This is a genomic window from Simplicispira suum, from assembly GCF_003008595.1.
In the GTDB taxonomy this organism is placed as follows: domain Bacteria; phylum Pseudomonadota; class Gammaproteobacteria; order Burkholderiales; family Burkholderiaceae_C; genus Simplicispira; species Simplicispira suum.
The window spans coordinates 2,062,081-2,083,647 of sequence record NZ_CP027669.1 but is presented as its reverse complement, the minus strand read 5'-3'; the positions used below and the strand labels follow the sequence as shown (position 1 = coordinate 2,083,647).

General features: G+C 64.3%; 20 protein-coding genes and 1 pseudogene. 12 read left to right on the top strand and 9 right to left on the bottom strand.

What is annotated here, in order from left to right; translation table 11 throughout:
- Positions 1 to 136: 136 nt before the first annotated feature.
- Positions 137 to 1,399 (top strand): annotated as a pseudogene (locus C6571_RS09640) (cytochrome D1 domain-containing protein); the annotation flags it as partial.
- A 101-nt stretch (positions 1,400 to 1,500) separates the two neighbouring features.
- Here the strand turns inward: C6571_RS09640 and C6571_RS09635 are convergent.
- Together C6571_RS09635 and exaC are read right to left on the bottom strand one after the other, a co-directional pair.
- Entirely contained in the window at positions 1,501 to 1,875 is a 375-nt protein-coding gene (locus C6571_RS09635) for a DUF779 domain-containing protein (protein WP_106446496.1), read from the bottom strand.
- Positions 1,876 to 2,145: 270 nt separating this feature from the next.
- Positions 2,146 to 3,669 carry an acetaldehyde dehydrogenase ExaC gene (gene exaC / locus C6571_RS09630; protein WP_106448150.1) on the bottom strand — a complete coding sequence of 508 codons (1,524 nt, stop codon included), beginning with the start codon at positions 3,667 to 3,669 and terminating at the stop codon, positions 2,146 to 2,148.
- A 302-nt stretch (positions 3,670 to 3,971) separates the two neighbouring features.
- On the opposite strand from exaC, the gene C6571_RS09625 reads away from it, so the two are divergent.
- The 3 genes from C6571_RS09625 (at position 3,972) to C6571_RS19500 (ending at position 7,146) form a co-directional block, all read left to right on the top strand.
- Positions 3,972 to 5,936, top strand: coding sequence for a sigma-54-dependent Fis family transcriptional regulator (locus C6571_RS09625; RefSeq protein WP_106446495.1), 1,965 nt, complete (start codon positions 3,972 to 3,974; stop codon positions 5,934 to 5,936).
- 79 nt (positions 5,937 to 6,015) lie between these two features.
- On the top strand, positions 6,016 to 6,153 hold the full coding sequence (locus C6571_RS19715; protein WP_170094716.1) for a hypothetical protein: 138 nt from the start codon (positions 6,016 to 6,018) through the stop codon (positions 6,151 to 6,153).
- Between the two features lie 240 nt (positions 6,154 to 6,393).
- Entirely contained in the window at positions 6,394 to 7,146 is a 753-nt protein-coding gene (locus tag C6571_RS19500) for a hypothetical protein (protein ID WP_146139325.1), read from the top strand.
- A 207-nt stretch (positions 7,147 to 7,353) separates the two neighbouring features.
- Here C6571_RS19500 and C6571_RS09610 read toward each other — a convergent pair whose 3' ends face one another.
- From C6571_RS09610 to ruvB, 4 genes are read right to left on the bottom strand one after another with little or no spacing between them, the layout of a single operon-like run.
- Positions 7,354 to 8,112 (bottom strand): ABC transporter ATP-binding protein, encoded by a 759-nt coding sequence (locus C6571_RS09610; RefSeq protein WP_106446492.1) that lies wholly within the window; start codon positions 8,110 to 8,112, stop codon positions 7,354 to 7,356.
- 2 nt (positions 8,113 to 8,114) lie between these two features.
- The gene (locus C6571_RS09605; protein ID WP_106446491.1) at positions 8,115 to 9,338 is read right to left on the bottom strand and encodes an ABC transporter permease; all 1,224 of its coding nucleotides are present in this window, start codon (positions 9,336 to 9,338) and stop codon (positions 8,115 to 8,117) included.
- Positions 9,339 to 9,354: 16 nt separating this feature from the next.
- The gene (locus C6571_RS09600; protein WP_106446490.1) at positions 9,355 to 10,737 is read right to left on the bottom strand and encodes an efflux RND transporter periplasmic adaptor subunit; all 1,383 of its coding nucleotides are present in this window, start codon (positions 10,735 to 10,737) and stop codon (positions 9,355 to 9,357) included.
- A complete protein-coding gene (ruvB, locus tag C6571_RS09595; RefSeq protein WP_106446489.1) occupies positions 10,734 to 11,804 on the bottom strand; it encodes a Holliday junction branch migration DNA helicase RuvB in 1,071 nt (356 codons plus the stop codon). The genes C6571_RS09600 and ruvB overlap by 4 nt, the downstream gene beginning before the upstream one ends.
- Positions 11,805 to 11,994: 190 nt before the next feature.
- Here ruvB and C6571_RS19495 point away from each other — a divergent pair, with 190 nt between their 5' ends.
- Positions 11,995 to 12,540 carry a hypothetical protein gene (locus C6571_RS19495; protein ID WP_146139324.1) on the top strand — a complete coding sequence of 182 codons (546 nt, stop codon included), beginning with the start codon at positions 11,995 to 11,997 and terminating at the stop codon, positions 12,538 to 12,540.
- A 45-nt stretch (positions 12,541 to 12,585) separates the two neighbouring features.
- Here the strand turns inward: C6571_RS19495 and C6571_RS09590 are convergent, their stop codons facing one another.
- The gene (locus C6571_RS09590) at positions 12,586 to 14,121 is read right to left on the bottom strand and encodes a trypsin-like peptidase domain-containing protein (RefSeq protein WP_106446488.1); all 1,536 of its coding nucleotides are present in this window, start codon (positions 14,119 to 14,121) and stop codon (positions 12,586 to 12,588) included.
- 38 nt (positions 14,122 to 14,159) lie between these two features.
- On the bottom strand, positions 14,160 to 14,735 hold the full coding sequence (gene ruvA, locus C6571_RS09585) for a Holliday junction branch migration protein RuvA (RefSeq protein WP_106446487.1): 576 nt from the start codon (positions 14,733 to 14,735) through the stop codon (positions 14,160 to 14,162).
- Between the two features lie 86 nt (positions 14,736 to 14,821).
- On the opposite strand from ruvA, the gene C6571_RS09580 reads away from it, so the two are divergent.
- The 3 genes from C6571_RS09580 to C6571_RS09570 all read left to right on the top strand — a co-directional run bounded on the left by C6571_RS09580 (position 14,822) and on the right by C6571_RS09570 (position 17,216).
- On the top strand, positions 14,822 to 15,775 hold the full coding sequence (locus tag C6571_RS09580) for a PhoH family protein (protein ID WP_106446486.1): 954 nt from the start codon (positions 14,822 to 14,824) through the stop codon (positions 15,773 to 15,775).
- Between the two features lie 69 nt (positions 15,776 to 15,844).
- The gene (gene ybeY / locus C6571_RS09575; protein ID WP_106446485.1) at positions 15,845 to 16,300 is read left to right on the top strand and encodes an rRNA maturation RNase YbeY; all 456 of its coding nucleotides are present in this window, start codon (positions 15,845 to 15,847) and stop codon (positions 16,298 to 16,300) included.
- A 175-nt stretch (positions 16,301 to 16,475) separates the two neighbouring features.
- Positions 16,476 to 17,216 (top strand): sulfite exporter TauE/SafE family protein, encoded by a 741-nt coding sequence (locus tag C6571_RS09570; RefSeq protein ID WP_106446484.1) that lies wholly within the window; start codon positions 16,476 to 16,478, stop codon positions 17,214 to 17,216.
- A gap of 47 nt (positions 17,217 to 17,263) precedes the next feature.
- Here C6571_RS09570 and dtd read toward each other — a convergent pair whose 3' ends face one another.
- The gene (dtd, locus tag C6571_RS09565; RefSeq protein ID WP_106446483.1) at positions 17,264 to 17,722 is read right to left on the bottom strand and encodes a D-aminoacyl-tRNA deacylase; all 459 of its coding nucleotides are present in this window, start codon (positions 17,720 to 17,722) and stop codon (positions 17,264 to 17,266) included.
- Between the two features lie 100 nt (positions 17,723 to 17,822).
- Between dtd and C6571_RS09560 the strand changes: the two genes are divergently transcribed.
- The 4 genes from C6571_RS09560 to C6571_RS09545 all read left to right on the top strand — a co-directional run bounded on the left by C6571_RS09560 (position 17,823) and on the right by C6571_RS09545 (position 21,521).
- Positions 17,823 to 19,298 carry a sensor histidine kinase gene (locus tag C6571_RS09560; RefSeq protein WP_106446482.1) on the top strand — a complete coding sequence of 492 codons (1,476 nt, stop codon included), beginning with the start codon at positions 17,823 to 17,825 and terminating at the stop codon, positions 19,296 to 19,298.
- Positions 19,295 to 19,924, top strand: coding sequence for a response regulator transcription factor (locus C6571_RS09555; RefSeq protein ID WP_106446481.1), 630 nt, complete (start codon positions 19,295 to 19,297; stop codon positions 19,922 to 19,924). Before C6571_RS09560 ends, C6571_RS09555 begins: the two co-directional genes overlap by 4 nt.
- A gap of 268 nt (positions 19,925 to 20,192) precedes the next feature.
- Positions 20,193 to 20,684, top strand: a complete 492-nt coding sequence (locus C6571_RS09550; protein ID WP_106446480.1) for a GlcG/HbpS family heme-binding protein — start codon at positions 20,193 to 20,195, stop codon at positions 20,682 to 20,684.
- Positions 20,685 to 20,831: 147 nt separating this feature from the next.
- A complete protein-coding gene (locus C6571_RS09545) occupies positions 20,832 to 21,521 on the top strand; it encodes an ankyrin repeat domain-containing protein (RefSeq protein WP_106446479.1) in 690 nt (229 codons plus the stop codon).
- Positions 21,522 to 21,567: the final 46 nt, after the last annotated feature.

Sequence of the window (21,567 nt, the reverse complement as noted above, 5' to 3'; positions counted from 1 at the left end):
GAAGCGAATCCTGCGTCATGGGCTCTCCTGCACGTTGCTCGCCCTCAGCGCCCTTGGTATGGGCCAGGCTTGGGCGCAGGCTTCCCGGCCAGCCGCTATGGATTCGGGCTCGGCGGAACCGCGGTCAGGCACCACCTGGAGCGACGCCGACATCCGCGCTTCGCGCGTCGAGACGCCCGGAGCGAAGAGTCTTCCGGCCAAGCCCCGGTGGCAGGCCGACCCCATGAACCTTTTCGTGGTGGTCGAAGCGGGCGACGACCACGTTTCCTTGCTCGATGGCGATCGCTTCGAAGTGCTTCACCGCTTTCCTGATCGCGGCGCCTTGCAGGGCGAGCCGGCGTTCACGCCCGACGGACGGTTTGTCTATTTCGGCACGGGCGACGGCTGGATCACCCAATACGATCTATGGAATCTCACGATCGTGGCCGAGGCGCGCGCTGGTCTCGAAATGGGCAACCTGGCGCTGAGCGCCGACGGCCGCTACCTGATGGTAGCCAACTCCCGGCCCAGGAATGTGGTGCTGCTGGATGGCGACCTGCAGTTCGTCAAGCACATCGACGCGGCTACGCTCGACGGCAGACAGACTTCGCGCGTCTCCGCCGTATACGACGCTGCGCCGCGCAAGAGCTTTGTCGTGGCGTTCAAGGACCTGTCCGAGCTCTGGGAAGTGTCCTACGACGAGAAGGCCGAACCCATCTTCGACGGTCTGGTGCACGACTACAAAATGGGCGAAGCCATCGCCAAGCCCGGATTCCTGAACCCGCGCCGCGCGCCGCTGGATGAGCCGCTGGAAAGCTTCGCCTTCGACCCAAGCTACCGCAACCTGCTGGGCGCCAAACGGCCAAGAGATGGCGCGCCCGCCGTATCAACCACGGTTCAGGTGGTGAACCTGGACGTGCGCCGCAAGATTGCCGAACTGCCGATGGCCGGCATGCCGCAGCCAGGCTCGGGCATCCGCTTCGCGCACCACGGCACCACCGTGCTCGCCAGCCAGAACCTGCAGGACGGGGCCATTGACGTGATCGACATGAAGACCTGGAAAGTCGTCAAAGCCATTCCCACGCCGGGCCCCGGTTTTTTCATCCGCAGCCACGAAAACACGCCCTTCGCCTGGGCGGACTCGGTGATCGACCCCAAGTCCAAGGACTCACTGACGCTGATCGACAAGAAGACACTGGAGCCGGTGGCCACTTTGCGCAAACCCGGCCACACCCTGGCGCAGACCGCGTTCACCAAGGACGGGCGCTACGCGCTGGTGAGCGCAGCGGACATGGACGGTGCACTGATTGCCTTTGACACCGAGACGCTCAAAGAGATCAAGCGCCTGCCCATGAGAAAACCCGTGGGCAGCTACAACGTGTGGAACATGATCACGCGCTCGAAGCGCCCGTCGCACTGAAGCCGAGTACGGCATGGAGCCTTCACTCCATGGATTGTTTGTGAAAATCTATATAAAAATCGGCTTAAGCGCTTACTGCATAACTGCTGATAGCTATTGATTCAGGAGTAATTCCTGACGATGCCCAGCGCCTGCAGCTCTTCATCGCTGAACACCCGCGAGCGCGTGTGGAAAGCCTTGCCCTCCGGCCCTTCGAGCGAAAAACTGCCGCCATGGCCCTCGATCACGTCAAGGATGAGCTGGGTATGCTTCCAGGTTTCGTACTGCGCGCGGCCGATGTAAAACGGGCAGCCGCCAATATCGCCCAGGTACACATCGCCCGCGCCCATGGTGATCTCACCGGGCAGGAAGCAATTGGCCGCGCTGTTGTCGCAGCAGCCGCCTGACTGGTGGAACATGAGGTCCGGCCCGTGTTGGGTTTTGAGGAAGGCCACCAGTTCCAGTGCGGCGGGGGTGGCTACAACTTTGTCGACCATGGCGTGTCTCCTTTTTCAAAGACGACTGCTGTTGCGATAAGGGTGCTTGCAGCGCGGTGGCCGGACAAGGGCACCGCCTCATGCTGGAGTACCAAAAATCGGCGTCTTCCCGGTCCAGCCATCGCGCCGAACTGCAGCCGTCCACGTGGCTGCCCCGTCGGGCGGCCATCCATCGGAGCGTAGTGGTCGGTTGGCCATCCTCCCGATTTCTGGTATTCCAGCATGAGGGGGAAGGACAGCCGATGACTGCGCGGCTCGGCGCTACAGGCTTTAGAAGAACCCCAGCTTGTTTTCCGAATAAGAAACCAACAAGTTCTTGGTCTGCTGGTAGTGGTCCAGCATCATCTTGTGCGTCTCGCGCCCAATGCCCGATTCCTTGTAGCCACCAAACGCCGCATGCGCCGGATACGCGTGGTAGCAGTTGGTCCACACGCGCCCGGCCTTAATGGCGCGGCCCATGCGGTAGGCCACGTTGCCGTTGCGGCTCCATACGCCGGCACCCAGGCCGTAGAGCGTGTCGTTGGCAATCGCCAGGGCTTCCGCTTCGTCCTTGAAGGTGGTCACCGCCAGCACGGGGCCGAAGATTTCTTCCTGGAAAATGCGCATCTTGTTGTGGCCCTTGAACAGCGTGGGCTGCACGTAGTAGCCGCCTTCCAGGTCGCCGCCCAAGTGGGCCTGGCCACCGCCGGCCAGCACCTCGGCGCCTTCCTGTTTGCCCAGGTCGAGATACGAGAGGATTTTGGTGAGCTGCTCTTTGCTGGCCTGCGCACCCATCATGCTGTCCGTGTCCAGCGGGTTCATGTGCTTGATGGCGGCGACGCGCTTCAAGACACGCTCCATGAACTTGTCGTAGATGCTTTCCTGAATCAGCGCGCGCGATGGGCAGGTGCAGACCTCGCCCTGGTTGAAGGCGAACAGCACCAGGCCTTCCACGGCTTTATCCAGAAACGCATCGTCCTTGTCCATGATGTCGGCAAAGAAGACGTTGGGCGACTTGCCACCCAGCTCCAGCGTGGCGGGAATCAGGTTGTTGGCGGCGGCCTGCGCAATCACGCGGCCCGTGGTGGTGGATCCAGTAAAGGCAATTTTGGCAATTCGCTTGCTGGTGGCCAGCGGCATGCCGGCTTCGCGGCCATAGCCGTTCACGATGTTGAGCACGCCGGGCGGGAGGATGTCGGCAATCAGCTCGGCCAGGATGAGGATAGACACGGGTGTGCTTTCCGCCGGTTTGAGCACCACGCAATTGCCCGCACCAATGGCCGGCGCCAGTTTCCAGGCGGCCATCAAAATGGGGAAGTTCCAGGGAATGATCTGGCCCACCACGCCCAGAGGTTCCTGGATGTGGTACGCCACGGTGTTCTCGTCGATGTTGCTCAATGCGCCTTCTTGCGCCCGCACGCAGCCGGCGAAGTAGCGGAAGTGATCCACGGCGAGCGGAATGTCGGCGTTCAGCGTCTCGCGGATGGCCTTGCCGTTGTCCACGGTTTCGGCGTAGGCCAGCAGCTCCAGGTTCTGCTCGATTCGGTCGGCGATCTTCAGCAACATGTTGCCGCGCGTGGCGGCATCGGTCTTGCCCCAGGCATCGGCGGCGGCGTGGGCGGCGTCAAGGGCCAATTCAATGTCTTCGGCGGTGGAGCGGGCCACCTGCGTATAGACCTTGCCGCTGATGGGCGTCACCACGTCAAAGTACTGGCCTTTGACGGGAGCGACAAACTTGCCGCCGATGAAGTTGTTGTACTGGGGTTGGTAGGCGATTTTGGCGCCAGCGGCGCCGGGGGCTGCGTAAACGGTCATGTTTTTGTCTCCAGGTGGAATGTCGATCCAGCCACCCCACTTGGACAGCCAGACGGCAGCAACCATTCACAAACCGTGCCAGGCCGCTAGCTCGCTTATGTCATTGATTTGTTTGATTCTTTCAATCCATGGCGAGCGCTTCGGAAGGAACTCCGTCCGCTGCAACGCTCCCTCCTGCGACAACTGTCACGAAATGGATCACTTGCACCGTTCTGCTGCGTCCATCCCTTGCGCACCCTTGCACGCCCGCCCATACTGGGTCAAAAACCGGGCAAATCAGCCCTCGGCGAAGGAGACCTTTCGTGCCATCGAATTCCGCCCCCCTGGCCTTGCGACAGGCCAGGCAGCATCTGCTTGAATTTGGCCAATGCCCCAGTGGCCTGGTCAATGAGCGGCTCGCGCGTTCGTGGTCGCGCAGCATGGCTGCGGGACTCGCCCCGAATGCGCGCGTACGGGCACCGGACCCCGTCAGCAGTGGCAGCCTGCGCCACGCCCTGAGCGCCAGCCATACGCTGCTGGCGCATTCGCGCCCCATCATGGAATACGTGTTTGATCAGGTGCGCCACAGCCAGAGCGTGGTGGTGCTCGCCGACCCCCGCGGCATGCTGATGCACACCCTCGGCGACGCACACTTTGCCGACAAGGCGGCGCGCGTAGCCCTGTCGTGCGGTGCGTCCTGGCACGAAGAGCATCGCGGCACCAACGCCATTGGCACGGCGCTGGTCGAGGGCTGCGCCGTGCAGATCCATGGCTCGGAGCATTTCCTGGAGCGCAACGGCTTCCTCACCTGCGCCGCCTCGCCCATTGTGTCGGCCACGGGCGAGATGTTGGGCATTCTGGATATCTCCAGCGACCACCGAAGCGGCCACGCGCACACGCTGGGCCTGGTCAGCACGGCAGCCCGCATGATCGAGAACCGCTTGATCACAGCCGCCTGCAAGCGCGACATCCGCCTGCATCTGCACCCGCAACCCGAAGGCATTGGTAGCATGGCCGAGGGCATCGTCGCGGTGTCGAGCGACGGCTGGATCATTGGCGCCAACCGCGCCGCACTTGCCCAACTGGGCCTGCAGATCGGAGACATTGGCGGGGCGCAGCTCGAACATGTGCTCGACGTCCGCCTGGAGCAGCTCCTCACGCAGCACCAGCGCCGCCCCCTGCAAACGCAGATGCTGCGCCTGCACAACGGCGCCGTGCTGTTTGCACAAGTGCAAGTGGATGCGGCTGCATGGCCCAGCCCCGCAGGGGTGGTAGGCGCACGCGCTGGCGCCGTCCCGGCTGCCGACGATGCCCTGGCGCGCCTGGATACCGGCGATGCACGCTCGCGCGCTGCTGCCGACAAAGCCCGCCGCGTGCTGGGCAAACCGATTGCGGTGCTGATTCAGGGCGAGTGTGGTGTCGGAAAGGAAGTCTTTGCTCGCGCCATGCACGCCAGCGGGCCCCGGCGCGGCGCACCTTTTGTGGCCATCAACTGCGGCGCCATCCCCGAAACCCTGATCGAAGCCGAGCTATTTGGCTATGTAGCAGGGGCTTTTACCGGCGCACGCAAGGAGGGCAGCCTCGGGCGCCTGCGCGAAGCTGATGGCGGAACGCTGTTTCTCGATGAAATCGGCGATATGCCGCTGCCCATGCAAACGCGTTTGCTTCGCGTACTGCAAGAGCGCAGTGTTACCCCGGTCGGGTCAGGCACGGCGGTCTCAGTGGACTTTGCCCTGGTCTGCGCTACGCACTGCCAGCTACTGGAAGCCGCTGCGCAAGGACGGTTCCGCCAAGACCTGTACTACCGCATCAATGGCCTGACACTGCAGTTGCCAGCACTGCGTGAGCGCAGCGACTTCGCGGCGCTGACCCAGCGCCTGCTGCAAGACCTGCACCCGGAGCGCCCACTGCAATTGGCGCCCGAGCTGTATGGGCAGCTGGCGGGATACGCCTGGCCCGGGAACTTGCGCCAAGTCGCCAGCGTGCTGCGCACTGCCTGCGCCATGTTGAACGATGACGAAGACACGCTGGACTGGACCCACATGCCCGATGACCTGATCGCGGCCCTGTCGTTTCCTTCGCAAAACCCGACGTCTGCACCGTTCCCCGCAAACCCTGTAGCAGGCCGGCAAGCCACACTCAATCTTCAGGAGTTGTCGCACGCGGCCATCCAGCAAGCATTGCAAAGCACGCGTGGCAACGTCACCCAGGCGGCGCGGCAGCTGGGTATCAGCCGACAGACGATTTACCGCAGGCTCGAAGGCAGCACCGTCCGACAGCCTTCTTGAAGATTCGACCCACCCAAGAGGCGTTCCAACAGATGCCGATGGACGCCTTGCCCATCGTTGCTGATGTGCCGGCACCCCCATGTCCAAGGAGATCGGCGTCACGGCCAGTTCGAGCTGTGGCAATGGGTTCTCGGTGCGGCTTGCCAGTGCGATTCGAATGGGACGGGTGTTCCACGCCAACACGCCGGAGCACCCGACGCTGCTCCAGTCGGGTTGATCTGCTTTCGACCGGACGCTGATCGCACTCCGCACTCCGCACTCCGAAGCTTCCTCTCATTCAGAGCAGCCTCTGACTTGCCGGGCTATGCCACGCCCTTCACGGTGCTCAAGCCTCTCCCTGTCCGGCGCTTCTGCTGGCAGTGGGTTGCGGCCAACGAGGCTTTGCAAAACTTGCCTTCATACCGGCCTCCAGGGCTCTATTTTTAAACGCGATCAGCTCTATTTTTCATAGCAAAAATTGCACTGCTACGATCCTCTCGGTCTCCACGGTGTCCCGTGCTACGACGTTCGACCTATTCCCATCCAGCCTTCGCGTGATTCGTTCGCGCAACAGGAGCAGCGCCATGAAATTCTCTCCCTTCGTCCTTTGCATTTTTTGCGCGCGCTCGTTCTTGCCACTCGTGGTCGCAGGCTTGGCGGTGTCACTGGCCGGGTGTGGTCCCTCCTCCGACGCCAAATCAGCCCCCACATCGCCCCCCGAAATCACGTCCAGCAAGGCCAAAATCTCCGAGAGGGGTTCACCATCAAGGGCGATGGTCTGGCGATCGATGCCACTGCGAGCGCTGCCATTCTTCCCAGCTACTCAAGCCAGCCACTGAGCGTGCGCATCTTGGGAGGCTGGGTGGACAAAGCCAAGGCCAAGAAAGCCAGCCAAGAGACCGATCCAGCAGAAAAGAGGAAGCAGGCCATGGGAAGTTTCGGCACCCTCAGCCTGCAAATCGCGGCCGGCAAGGCCGAGCCGGGAACCTATCAAATGGGTCCGGAAGGCCAAGGTCCGCAAAGCGGCACCGTTGTGATTGGCGAGGCCAAAGAAGCAGGCCTGGCCGGCGACTACACGTCGAAGTCAGGCACCCTCACCATCAAGTCGGTCACCATGGAAGGAAAAAAACTGTCTGCCATCGAAGGCATGTTTGACGGCCAGTTTGGTAGCAACGCCGGGGATAGCCGCGCTTTCAGTGGCCAGTTCCAGATTTCTCCAAAGAAGAAGTGAGGATAGCGTTCGCAGGACAGAGCCATAGGACTCAACAGCCCTCTAGCGTCGTGGGTTGGAAGCAGGTTGAAAAAAAGTGAAAGCTGTCGAGATCGTCGTCAGGCAAGGCGCACACCACAGCGGTAGCCGGTGCTATCGCGCGGATGTGCAACGCGGCATGGCGACGATTTTCGGCAGCTTTCTGAAACGAAGCTCCAGCTCATGACACTAGGGTCGTGAGACAGGCAATACGCTGGGCACCGGCTCCGCACCGTCGGCAATGGCTTCATCGCGGGCGATCTGTCCATCGACCAGTTCCACCAGCCGGTCGCAACGCGCTGCCAGCCTCGGGTCGTGTGTGACGACGATAAAACTGGTGCCGCGCTCGACATGGATGCGGCGCAGCAGCGCAAACACCTCGGCGGACGATGCAGTATCGAGGTTGCCGGTGGGCTCATCGGCCAAGACCAGCGGCGGGTTCAGCACCAGGGCGCGGGCGATGGCCACGCGCTGCTGCATACCGCCTGAGAGTTCGCCAGGGCGCTTGTCCATGGCGCTCGCCAAACCCACGGCGTCCAGCAAACTTCGGGCGCGCTCGCGCTGCACACTGCTGACGCGCCCCTCGTCCATGAGGGCTGGAAGCGTCACGTTCTCAAGCGCCGAGAACGCCGGCAGCAGGTGGTGAAACTGAAAGACGAAACCCAGGATATGGCGCCTGCGCATGGTGAGCGCGGCGTCGTCCAGATCCTGCACCGCCTCGCCCTGCAATCGGTACTTGCCTGCAGTCGCCCGCTCCAGCAGGCCCAGAAGGTTGAGCAGCGTGCTCTTGCCCGAACCCGACGGGCCCATCAGTGCGATGAATTCCCCAACCTCCACCCGCAGATCAAGGCCGTGCAAGATCTCGGCTTCGCTAGGGCGGCCGACGTTGTAGCTCTTCTTGATGTCGGTCAGCGCGATCAGCGCTTCGCGTGCGGGAGGCGCAGCCATTGTCAGATGCGGATCGCCTGCGCCGGGTCCAGCCGCGCCGCGCTTCGGGCCGGGGCAATGGCCGCAATCACGCCGCACACCGTAGCCACCAAGGCCACGCGCAGCGCGGTAGCCAGCGGCAGGGAAATATTGAACAGAGGCAGACCGTCCGAGCCACGCACAAAGTTGCTAAATACCCAGATCAGCACCACGGCCAGAAGCAGGCCGAGCAGCGAGCCCAGCGCGCCCACCACCGCGCCCTGCACCAAAAACAGCCGCAGCACCTGGCCGCGCGTGGCGCCCATGGCGCGCAGGATGCCGATTTCGCGGCGCTTTTGCACGACAGACACCACCAGCACGCTGGCGATGCCCAGCACCACGACGGCAAGAACGACGCCGCGGATGATGCCGGTGCTCACCGATTGCGCATTGAGCGCCGAGACGAGTTGCGCGTTGCTCTCCTGCCAGCTTTCGATCTTGTAGGGAAACTGCGCGCGCAGCGCTTCGGCCAGGCTTTGCGCCGCCCACACGTCGTGCAGTGTCAAATCCAGCCCAGTGGCGCCACCGGGCAGCGCCAGCAGGTTTTGCGCTGCACGCAGCGGCACGATGACGGTGCGCCGGTTCAGGTCGCGCACGCCCAGATCCACCAGCGCCGTGACGCGCAGCGATTCGCTCGACGTGCTGGTCTGCACGGTGAGGCGATCGCCCACGCGCACGCCCAGGTCCTGCGCCAGTTCACGTCCGACGATGGCCTCGCCGGGCTCCAGTCGCGCACTGCCACTGACCACCTTGGAGCGCAGGCCAATCATCCGGTCGTAGCGCTCCAAGTCGACGCCCATCAGCGCAATCGACAGCACCGCCTCGCCGCGCAGCGCCAGGCCGGCACCCGAGACCATGGGCGAGACGCCAGCCACGTTGGGCGTTTTTTCCAGAAGCGGCAACAGCGCCTGCCAATTGGCGACCGAGCGTGGACGCTGCGCGCGTGGCTGCGTTTCTGTCAGCACGCTGCTGCCGGGCACGGGCGCGGCAGCGGGCGTGACCACGTCGTCGGGCGCGCGCACACTGATGTGTGCCTGCGCGCCCAGGGTTTTGGTCAGGGTGCTGTTTTGCAGGCCGGAAATCAGTGCTGAGATATAGGCAATCACCGCCACGCCGGCGGCCACGCCGACGATGATGAGCACAGTCTGCATCCGCCCCTCGCGCAGGAAGCGCAGTGCCACCCGCAATTCAAATCCAGGCCAGAGCATGGTGCGCTCCTTGTGCCTAACGACCCATGGCGTTGGACATGGCGCTGCCAGCGTCTTCCGCGCGTGCACCATTGCCAGGACTGCCAGTGGCCGAGGGCGCCCAGTGCACCGGCCGGGCACGCACACGCTGGCCGGGCTGGAGGCTACCATCCATGCCACCGCTGCGCACGAGCACCTGCTCGCCCTCGGCCAGGCCGTCCCGCACTTCCACTGCGCCGAGCGTGTGCAGGCCAAGGTGCACGGCACGCAACTGAGCACGGCCACTCTCAACCACCAGGACGTAGCGCACGTTCCCCACCCTCTGACTTTCGGGTCCGTCAGGCGATGTGGTCACAGCGCTTGCCATGCCTTCGGCTGCTTTGGCCTCGGCGTCCAGCGGCCACAATGCGGACTGCGGCAGCACCAGCGCGCTGTCCCTCCGGCCGGTTTCCACTTCCACCGACAGCGTCATGTCTTCGCGCAGAAACGCCGGCGGTTCGCTGGCCAGAGCGAACTTGACCTCAATGGCGCCGCGCTGCGCGTCGACCGCAGGCGCAATGCTCAGCACGCGGGCGGCAAAACGCTGACCGGGGAAAGCGTCGGCCACCACAGCGGCTTGCTGACCAGTGCGCAGCTGCTCCAGAAAGCGCTCGTCCACCTGCGCCACAAACTGGGTGGGACCCGCGAGGGCCAGGCTGAGCAAGGCCTTGCCCGGTTGCACGATCTGCCCCGGCTCTACCGAGCGCACCAGCACGCGCGCCTGGGTGGGCGCCAGCAGCTGGGCCTGCGCCAGGCGCGAACGGGCAGCCCCACTGGCGGCGCGCGCTACGTCGAGCTGCGCCTGTGCCTGCGCGATATCGGTTCCCGTATCGGCATTGGCCTGCACCTGGGCGCGCGCGCTGTGCTGCTGCGCTTGCGCCACGTCGAGCACACGGCGCGCTTCGTCGAGTTGGGCATCGCTGTAGAAGCCTTGGGCCTTGAGTCGACGTGCACGCTCAAACGCGCTGCTTGCAGCACGCAAGGTGGCCTCGGCCTGGCTGAGCGCCGCGTCCGACGCGCTGCGTCCGCTGCTGCGCAGACCCGCCAAACGCGCGCGCGCCTGCGCTTCGCCCGCTTCGGCCTGGACCAGTGCGGCGCGCCATTCGCTGTCTTCCAGTTGCACCAGCACGTCGCCCTTGCGGACCTCGGCGCCTTCGCGCACCCGCACCTGCGCGACCCGGCCAGTCAGGGTGCTGCCGATGTCCACGCGCGAGAGCGTCGCCACGCGGGCCGAGAACTGCAAGGTGCGCACCAGCGGTGCACGCTGCACTTCAATCACATCCGCCTGCGGCCCGCGCAGCCAGAGGCTGCCGACCCCGACCACAGCAGCCAGCAGGATCGCGAGACCCAGCAGCCACAAGGCAAGCGGACGCCGGCTCACGCAAGTGTCCCGGCGTCGAACAAACCCCCAGCGGCCTGGGGCGGCGTGACGCCCAGATGGCGGTACGCCGCCAGCGTGGCCACGCGGCCGCGGGTGGTGCGCTGCAGATAGCCTTGCTGAATCAGATAGGGCTCAATCACGTCTTCAATCGTGCCAGCCTCTTCGCCAATGCTGGCCGCAATGTTGTCCAGACCCACGGGGCCTCCGTCAAAGCGGTGAATGAGCGCTTCGAGGAGCTTGCGGTCCATGACATCAAAACCCTGCGGATCGACATCCAGCATGGCCAGCGCCCGGTTGGCGATGTCCTGCGTGATGTGGCCATCGCCCTTGACTTCGGCGTAGTCGCGCACGCGGCGCAGGAGCCGGTTGGCGATGCGCGGCGTACCGCGCGAGCGCCGCGCCAGCTCAAAGCCCCCCGCCTCGTCCATCGGCGTGCCCAACAGTCCGGCGCTGCGGGTGACGATGCGCGCCAGCTCTTCCGGCGTATAAAACTCCAGCCGCGCCACGATGCCAAAGCGGTCGCGCAGCGGGTTGGTCAGCATCCCGGCGCGCGTGGTGGCGCCCACCAGCGTGAAGGGCTGCAGGTCGAGCTTGATGGACCGCGCCGCCGGGCCTTCGCCGATCATGATGTCGATCTGGTAGTCCTCCAGCGCGGGGTAAAGAATTTCTTCGACCACCGGGCTGAGGCGGTGGATCTCGTCAATAAAGAGCACATCGTTGCGCTCCAGGTTCGTCAGCAGTGCCGCCAGGTCCTTGGGCTTTTCCAGCACCGGGCCGCTGGTCTGGCGCAGGTTCACGCCCAGCTCGGTGGCAATGATGTGGCTGAGTGTGGTCTTGCCCAAGCCGGGCGGGCCGAACAGCAGCACGTGGTCAAGTGCCTCGCCGCGCTTCCTGGCGGCGCCGATGAATATCTCCAACTGCTCGCGCGCCTTGGCCTGGCCGACGTATTCCTGCAGCAGCTTGGGACGCAGGGCGCGCTCAATCGCCTCTTCCTGGGGAGAGGCAGGGGCAGCGGAAATGACGCGCTTGGCTGGCGCGGGAGCAAAATCGTCGGTCTGGATGGTCACGTAGGAAGATTTCCAGTAAACGCTCCAACGTAGACTATAGAGCCAAAGGAGAGTCGATCTATGTCACCAGAGCACATAAGGGATAACACCTATTTCGGCAAGTATTCGCCAACGTATCATTTATTTTATATTTAATATACCATCATAACAATTGAAATTAACCATAATACAATCAAAATACCAATTAAATATGACAAAAATCAAACCTGCCGTTCTTTTCGCTCTGTCGCTACTTACTCTTTCCGCACAAGCAGGCCTCTTAAATATCAGCACCAACAATCTTCAATCACGGACTGCGTCGGCCTCGGGGTGCACCATCATTGAAGGCGGAGGCGCAACGTTTCAAGGTTCGAAAATCTTGATCGTATTCGCAGAATCGAACGAAGAGAATTCAGATTCCACTCTGGTAGTGCAAGATCTCAAGGGAATCAATGTGTGGACCAACGACGATTGGCTTGGCAACAGATATTTAAACGGCAGCCTCCGCGGGGGAACGCCTGCTGAAATAACCACGGTTTATAACTCCGGCGTGGGTCGCACGCCTGGGCGACCCACGGACGCGGGCATACTGGTTGCGTTTGCTCCAGGCGAAGCAATCTGTGCATTTTCCAAGGAAAAAACCACCGATAACCTGAAAAGCGTCAGTATATCCATCACTGATATTACATCTCTTTCCACCAAGAATTATTCGCTCCAAGGGCATGATATTTTGAAAGATCTCGTCGAAGCAAAGTAACTTGCATGCGACTTCTCTCAACCGTGCCAGCGCGTTTGGGGGAAGTCATTTGGGGCCCAGAATTGTCCGAAACAGGTTGCCAAAGGTCGAAGCGCCTCCACTCGCCCCACCGCCGTCTCCTCCACTGTTGCCGGCCAACCATTTCTTGATCCCGTCGTTGTAGGCAACGTCAAACCGCCCGTAAATATCGAAGGTTCCTGTGGCACTGCAGCTTGTGACTCCGCCGTACAAGGTGCCGATCACATACTTGCTCCCAAGGGAAAACAGAGCCGAACCACTGCTCCCACCTTGGCTCGTCCCGCTGGACAAGGCCACACGGTAGTAGTTGCCACTCGTGCCATCGCAGTTAAAGAAATTGTCCGACGAGCTGCTGCATGAAGTGAGATTCGTCACATTGCCAAGGCTCACTTTCAACAGATCTGCCTGCGGGTGGTGCAAACCAAATACGCTCAATCCCATCGGCTGCGCCGATGCATCCCACGCCGCGAAACGTGCGCCAGTCGGCGGAGCCTCGTTCAGGCGCAGCAGGGTCATATCGGTGGCCGCACTGGCATACAGCAGTGTTGCTCCTCCCAGACGCCGCGTGGAGGCCGCAGACAGCGTGCGGCTGTTGCACGTGGGCGAGCGATAGAACCAGTCGGTCTGCAGGCTTGCTGCGGCGCTCTGGGTCGAAATACAGTGGTTGGCGCTGAGGAAGTACGGCGTCCCGGAGCCTGCCACATCGTTGAGCAGCGTACCGGTGCAGACGTAGGTATTGCCGTCCTTGCTAAACAGCATGCGCGCCACGGAGTCACGTTGGGCAGCAAGCTCGTCGTAGCAGGTGGCATCCAGGTTGCAAGTGTCTGACTCATTGATCTTGGTTTCCAGGGCGCCTTCCGTCGGCAATGAGAGGTCCTCAAAAATGTGCGACACCTGCGGTAGTGAGACGCGCAGCGCGCTGGGGTCGGTGCCTGCCGGCAATTCAATCTCCAGGGTCTGTTCGGGCGAACCCGTCTCGGGGGTCCACCAGGTGCGTGCAGCATCCTCGGCATCGCCCGCCTCCAGGTTGCGAGCGATCGTCTGCAGAATTTGCTGACCGGAAATTTCATACACCGCCTCAGGTCGGCCCTGGCTGTAGACGCGCAGCGTTGCGTTGCTCGGGAGGGTGTCCACGCGCAGGCCCATGCGCAAGCCATATGCACCTTGCGCCGAGACGCTCAGGGCGGCCACCTGGCCCCCGGCACGGGTAGCTTGCCAGTGCAGCAGTCCCGCCATTGCCTCCGGCGAGCGAGCAGCAGCAAGGGGGCGGGCCAGACCGATGAGGCGTACGCCCGGATCTTGCAGCACTGCACTCTTGCTGAGATTGAGTGTCCCCAGGCGCAGCTCAACCGCCTGGGCCCGTGCCCCGCCGGTCAGCGAGCGCGATTGGATGGCCCCCGCCTCTTGCATACCAGCAGGCTGGACGCGTGCCTCCACTTTCAGCACGGGCACGGACTGAGTGGAGGACTCGGCGATGTCGCCCCCGCCACCACATGCCACCAGTGCCGCTCCCGCGAGAATTGCTGCGGCCAATCTTCCGCTGTCAAACCAATTTTTCTTCATACGCGCCCTTGATAAAACCCATCCGGTATCGCTCTGCGCTATTTCCCCAGCGCCTTGAGTGCCAGCCGAATCCCGTCACTCACCGCCACATCGGCAGGCAGCGCCTTGAGCGCCGCGGCCGCTTCCTTGTCGTTGTAACCCAGCGCCAGCAGCGCCTGCAGAATGTCGGCCTGCGCGTCGCTCTTGACCAGCGCCGCCGCGCCCGAAAGCTCGGCACCCAGCTTGCCCTTGAGTTCGAGCAGCAAGCGTTCGGCGGTCTTCTTGCCGATGCCCGGCACCTTCACCAGGCGGCCCGCCTCCTGCAAGCTGATGGCCTGCGCCAGATCGCCCACGCCCATGCCCGAGAGCACCGCCAGCGCCGTGCGCGGGCCGACGCCGGCCACTTTGATCAGCTCGCGGAACGCGGCGCGCTCCTGCACGCTGGCAAAACCGTACAGCAGCTGCGCGTCCTCGCGCACGATGAACTGGGTTAGCAGGCTGACGCGTTCACCAATAGGCGGCAGGTTGTAGAAGGTGCTCATGGGCACCTGCACTTCGTAGCCCACACCATTGCAATCCACCAGCACCTCGGGGGGATTTTTCTCCAGCAGGGTACCGGTCAACTTGCCTATCATTGCGTTCCTTCCCGTCGCTTAGCGCACACTGCGCAAATCGCGCCCATTGCACCAATGGCGCTTCACCATTTGCTGGAATTATCAGCGTGATCCTGCGCCACACCTTCACCCCCCACAACAACACACGCCTGTCGCACCTGTGCGGCCCGGCCGACAGCCATCTGCGCACCATCGAGGCGGCGCTGCAGGTCAGCATTGCGCACCGGCACGAGCAATTCAAGGTCGATGGCCCCAAGGCGCGCGCCACGCAAGCCATGGAAATGCTGCAGGCGGTCTATGAGATCGCCGACCGCCCGATTGCCGAAGACACGCTCCAGCTGATGCTGGCCGGCGACAGCGATCTGGCCGATGCGGTCGTGGACGGCTCGCAACTGACCACCCGCCGCGCCGACCTGCGCGCCCGCACCGCCACCCAGGCGCAGTACCTGGCCAATATCGCCACGCACGACATCAGCCTGGGCATTGGCCCGGCGGGCACCGGCAAAACCTATCTGGCCGTGGCCTGCGCCGTCGATGCCCTGGAGCGCTCGGCCGTGCAGCGCATCGTGCTCACGCGCCCGGCGGTGGAAGCGGGCGAACGCCTGGGCTTCCTGCCCGGCGATCTGGCACAAAAAGTCGACCCCTACCTGCGCCCGCTGTACGACGCGCTGTACGAACTCATGGGCTACGACAAGGTGCAAAAGGCGTTCGAGCGCAACCAGCTGGAGATCGCGCCGCTGGCTTTCATGCGCGGGCGCACGCTGAACAACGCTTTCATCATCCTCGACGAAGCGCAAAACACCACACCCGAGCAGATGAAGATGTTCCTCACCCGCATCGGCTTTGGCGCCAAGGCGGTGGTCACGGGCGACGTGAGCCAGATCGACCTGCCCAAAGGCGCAATGAGCGGCCTGGTAGAGGCCGAGCGCGTGCTCAAGCGCGTCAAGGGCATTTCGGTGACGCGCTTTACCAGCGCGGACGTGGTGCGCCACCCGCTGGTGGCACGCATCGTGGACGCCTACGACGCGGCTGGGCGGCCTGGGCGGGCGCGGGCCGCGTAGTTTGCTCTTTTTTATATAGCTGATGGCGCTTACCAGATAAGCGCTAGCGGCCTAAAACACCATAAATATATGGTTCTGCCTGCACTTTCCTTGTCCCTGCAGTTCGCCCGCTTTGCCGCTGCCCCCGAGCACCGCGCCGTACTGGCGCGCCACCGGGTAGCGCGCTGGATTCGCCACGCCCTGTCAGCCAATGCCGAGATCACCGTGCGCATCGTCGACGAGGACGAAGGCCGCCAGCTCAACCGCGACTACCGCCAGAAGGACTACGCCACCAACGTGCTCACCTTCGACTACGCGCAGGAACCCCTGGTGCTGGCCGACCTGGTGCTGTGCGCCCCTGTGGTGGCGCGCGAGGCGCTGGAGCAGAACAAAACCCTGGAAGAGCACTACGCCCACCTGTTGGTGCATGGCGCCCTGCATGCCCAGGGCTGGGACCATGAGACCAGCGCGCAGGACGCCGCCGAGATGGAAGCCTACGAAACCGCCATCCTGGGCGAGCTGGGTTTTGCCGACCCGTACGCCTGAACATGCAAAGACGTGCATTGGCGCGCACTTGGGGCCGTGAAACCAATACGCGATGGCGCCATCAGGCACAGCACTACAACTTAATTTGCGTGTAATAAACACAAAAATCGAGATAAGTCGCACCTAAAATAGCTCTAAAACTCTGGCTTGGCGCAACGCCCGCCCCGTATCCCCCATGTTCGATACCGCCCTGCTTCTCACCGCCGCCTTTGTCGCCGGCGCCCTCAATTCCGTGGCCGGGGGCGGGAGCTTTCTGACCCTGCCCGCGCTGGTGTTCACCGGCGTGCCGCCCGTGGTGGCCAACGCGACCGGCACCGTGGCGCTGCTGCCCGGCTACGCAGCGGGGGCCTGGGGGTTTCGCGAAGACACCGAGCCGCCGCCGGGCCTGTCCATGAAACTGCTGGTCGTGCTCTCGCTCATCGGCGGTGCAGCGGGCGCGGGGCTGCTGCTGGTCACGTCCAACGACCTGTTTTCCATCATCGTGCCCTGGCTGCTGCTGGCCGCGACACTGTTGTTTGCCCTCGGCCCCAAGCTGCGCGAATGGACGGCGGGCGGCAAGCCGTCCACCGCCAAAGCGACAGCGGGGGTGCTCATCGTCGCCGCCTATGGCGGCTACTTCAACGGGGGCTTGGGCATCCTGCTGCTGGCGCTGTTCGGGCTACTGGGGCAAACCAACTTGAACGCCATGAACGGGCTCAAAAACTGGGTCTCGGCCCTGCTCACCGCCATCGCTGTGGCCATCTACGCCGCCGGCGGGGTGGTGCTGTGGCCCCAGGCGCTGATGATGATGGTGGCCGCCACGCTGGGCGGCTACGGCGGCGCGCGGGTGGCCCGGCGCATTCCCGCGCCCTGGCTGCGCGGGGGGATTGTGCTCACCGGACTGGTGATGACTGCAATCTTCTTTTATCGCCAGTAATTTCTAACCAAATTGGCCTCTAGCGCTTACTACACAAGCGCCAACAGCTATATCTTTGGAAGCATCGGCGCAATGCGTAGCGGTATCGTCACCGGCCCGTCGTTCACCAAATGGACTTGCATGTCGGTGGCAAAGCGCCCGGTCTGCACCACCGGATGGGCGCTGCGGGCCTGGGCGACGAAGTAGTCGAACAGCCTGCGCCCGTCCTCGGGTGCGGCGGCCTGCGAAAAGCCGGGACGGTTGCCGGCCGTGGTGTCCGCTGCCAGGGTGAACTGGCTGACCAGCAGCAGGCCACCGCCGATGTCCTGCACGCTGCGGTTCATCTTGCCGGCCTCGTCACTGAAGATGCGCAGCTTGAGCAGCTTGGCCAGCAGCTTGTCGGTCTCGGCTTCGGTGTCACCCCGCTCAGCGCAGACCAGCACCAGCAGCCCGGCGCCGATCTGACCGACAACCTCGCCCGCCACTTCGACACGCGCCTCGCGCACGCGCTGCAATAGGGCCATCATTCGCATCTCCTTGTCGTTGTGAGGACATCCGGCCCGCGCCAGTTGCACCGCGCCAAATTACACCAGAGAGGCGAGCGCGGGCGCGTGACAGAATCGCCGCATGAACACCCGGTGGCGCCGCTTGGCTTGGTTGGGGGCCTGGCTTCTGGTCGCCGCCGTCGGCGCCGGCTGGCTGGGTTTCGCGCGCCTGGCGCAGTTGCAGGCCGCCTTCGAAACCGACGCCCGCATCGTGCACCGGCTGCTGAGCCAACAAATGGTGCAAAACGATGCGGTGATGGCCACACTGGTGCTGCTGCAGCCCAGCCCCGATGGCAGCGCGGCGGCGGCGCAGCGCCTGCCTTCGGTTTACCCACGCATTCTTTCGGCGCTGACTCAGCCAGAGGGCAGCAGCTGGCCGGCGGCTCTGGCAACCAGCCTGGCCAGCGCGCAGGTGGCCTCGCGCCAACTGGGCCGCCCACAGCTTGCGCGCACTGATCTGGCCGCCGGGCGCTACTGGCTGGTGCAGGCCGGCGATCCCGTCAGCTATGCGCTGCTGCTGGACCTGCAAGCCACCGTGCCCTGGTCCGAGTGGCCGATGGACGCGAAAACCAGCCCGGTGCGCGTGGTGCTCGTACACGAAGGACAGTCGCTGGTGCTCCAGGCGGGGAGCATTCCCGCGCGCGGTTGGCGCTTCGACTTTCGAAAAACATTGGCATCGCCCAGCCAGCCGTTCGACGTGCTGGCCGAGCGCGTGGTGGCCTGGGGCGAGCTGCCGTGGCTGGCAATGCTGAGCTGGGTACTGGCCAGCGCGGCCACCCTGGCAGCGGCGCGCCTGCTCTGGCGCCAGCGCGAGGCGCGCTTGCGCGCCGAACAACTGCTGCGCCTGGGCCAAGTGGCACGGCTCAACACCCTGGGCGAGCTGGCAGCGGGCATGGCGCATGAGTTGAACCAGCCACTGACCGCGCTGCTGGCCAGCACCCAGGCGGCGCAGCGCCTGCTTGGCGATACCCCGCCCGACTTGGACACGGCGCGCACCGCCATGGGCCAGAGCGTGCAGCAGGCCCGCCGCGCCGCCAACGTTGTGGGGCGCCTGCGCCGGCTGGTGGAGCGCCCGGACCTGGCCGGCCACGCGCAGGCGGTGGCGCTACCGGCCGCAGTGCAAGAGGCGCTGCACTTGCTGGCGCCCGAGCTGGCCCGGCGCGGCGTGGCGAGTGAAGTTGACGTCGCGCCCGATCTGCCCCTGGCACTTGCCGAACCTATCGCGCTGCAGCAAATCATCCACAACCTGCTCACCAACGCCATGCAGGCGCTGGAGCAGGTGCCGGCGCCGCAGCGCGTGGTGCAGCTTGGCCTGCGGGCCGCAGCAGGCGGGCGGGTGCTGCTGTCGGTGCGCGACCACGGGCCAGGCCTGAGCGGCGAGGCGCGCGCGCGCCTGTTCGAGCCGTTCTACTCCAGCCGCGCCGATGGCTTGGGGCTGGGGCTGCCGCTTTGCGAAAGTCTGGCCGAGGCCATGGGCGGCCATCTCAGCCTGGGACCCGAGCTTGCCGACGGCGCCGAATTCTTGCTTTTGCTGCCGGCCGCCCAACCCCTGCCATGACCGACACCAACACCTCGCTTTCGCCGCTGATTCATCTGGTGGACGACGATGCCGCCGTGCTCGAAGCCCTGGCGCTGCTGATCGCCACCGTGGGCTTGCGCGTGCAGACCTGGGGAGATCCCCTCGCCTTCTTAGCCTCGTTTGACCGCGCCCACATCGGCGCCATCGTGCTCGACGTGCGCATGCCCGGCATCAGCGGTTTGAGCGTGCTGGAGCAATTGCTGGACCAAGGTGTGGACCAGCCGGTGATTTTGCTCACGGGCCACGGCACGGTGGACATGTGCCGCCGCGCCTTCAAGGCCGGTGCGGCCGAGTTTTTGGAAAAACCGGTGCACGACGAGGTGCTGATCGAGGCGCTGCAACAGGCGGTGCGCCAGCATGTGCGCTCGCGCCAGCGGAACCAGTCCGACCAGGAAACAAGCGAGCGTTATGCGCAACTCTCGCCCCGCGAACGCGAGGTGCTGGGCCTCATCACCCAAGGCCTGACCAACAAGGAAATCGGCCGGGCTCTGGAGCTGTCTCCCCGCACGGTAGAGACCCACCGCGCCAACCTGTTCACCAAGCTGGGCGCGGAGTCGCTGGCGCAGTTGATTCGGCGGTATGCGGCGCTGGTGGATGCAGACTGACGCAAAAACGCTTTTCACTCGATAGAACTTTCACGCATCTCAATAAAACCGCCACGCTGAGCCTGCCCGAGCGCCGCGCGGTGCTTCGACACCCTCAGCACGAACAGTTGCTGCCTATTGAGCGCACATTGGCAGAGTGGCTTACTACTGCGTAGTTCTACGGACCCATGCGCGTAGCCGCACGAATGGCCGAAAACAGCGGCGTTTTCTACAGTTCTCCCACGGCGCCACAACGGGTGACGCCGACACCAAAACACCGGAGAACACCATGCACAACCGCCTCGCCACCGTTGCCGCCGTCGCCCTGTCCCTGATCGCCACCACCGCAGCCTACGCTGAAGGCGTTCGCACCGAAAAGAACATCTCGCTCGACCTGGCCAGCCAGATCGCTGCCCACACCGTGGCCGCCTGCAGCGCCAATGGCTACGCCGTGACCGCCACCGTGGTGGACCGCGCTGGCACCGTGCGCGCCGTGCAGCGCGCCGACAACGCAGGCCCGCACACGCTTGAAGCCAGCCGCCTGAAGGCCTACACCTCGGCCTCGGCCAAGAACACCACGCTCGCCATCATGGAAGCCTCGCAGAAGAACCCCGCTGCGGCCAACCTGGGCCAGATTCCCGGCTACCTGCTGCTGGGCGGCGGCGTGCCGCTGAAGGTGGGCAACGAAGTGATTGGCGCTGTGGGCGTGGGCGGTGCGCCGGGGGGCCACCTGGACGAGCAGTGCGCCATGGCGGCCATTGCCAAAGTGGAACTTAAGTAACCCCCTGCGGCGCTGCGCGCCTTCCCCCAAGGGGGACGGCACCAGCGCGGCGGGGCGGCCCTTGCGCGGTGCCACTGGGCTAAGGCGCGCCGGTTTCAATCGTTGAGCGTGGCACCTAGCGCCATCAGAACCTCAAAGGGAATTGCGATGAGTTCGATCCGACCCCTGGCCCTGGCGGCCGCCCTGCTGCTAGCGCTGCCCGCAGCGGCTCAGGTTCCGCCCACCGCCGCGCAAGCCGCCGCCTACCAAGGTTTGCACGCCGCTGCGGCAAGCGGCGACAGCGCCAAGCTCAAGCGCTTGCTGGCGGCTGGCCCCGACGTGGAGGCGCGCGATGCCTATGGGCGCACGGCGCTGCACGTGGCCACCTTCGCCCGCAAGCGCGATGCAATTCGCCTGCTGGCCCAGGCTGGCGCATCGCTCAATGCACTGGAAAACGAGCGCTACGACGCCGTCACCATCGCCGCCGTGGCGGACGACGAGGACACCTTGCGCCTGCTGCTCGAACTGGGCGCCAGCAGCGGCCAGATCACCAGCCGCTACGACGGCACCGCCTTGATTGCCGCCGCCCACCTAGGGCACGCAGGGGTGGTGCACCAGCTCATCGCGGCGGGCGCGCCGCTGGACCATGTCAACAACCTGCACTGGACGGCGCTGATTGAATCCATCGTGCTCGGCGACGGCGGTCCACGCCACCAGGCCACGCTGAAGGCGCTGCTGGACGCGGGGGCCAGCACCACGCTTGCCGACCGCCAAGGCAACTCCCCGCTGCAGCTGGCGCGCCAGCGCGGCTACGCGGCCATGGTGCAGATGCTGGAATCCGCAGGAACGAAGCACTGAACGGCAGCACCCTGGCTGCGCCATGACGCTATTGAAACAATAGCTG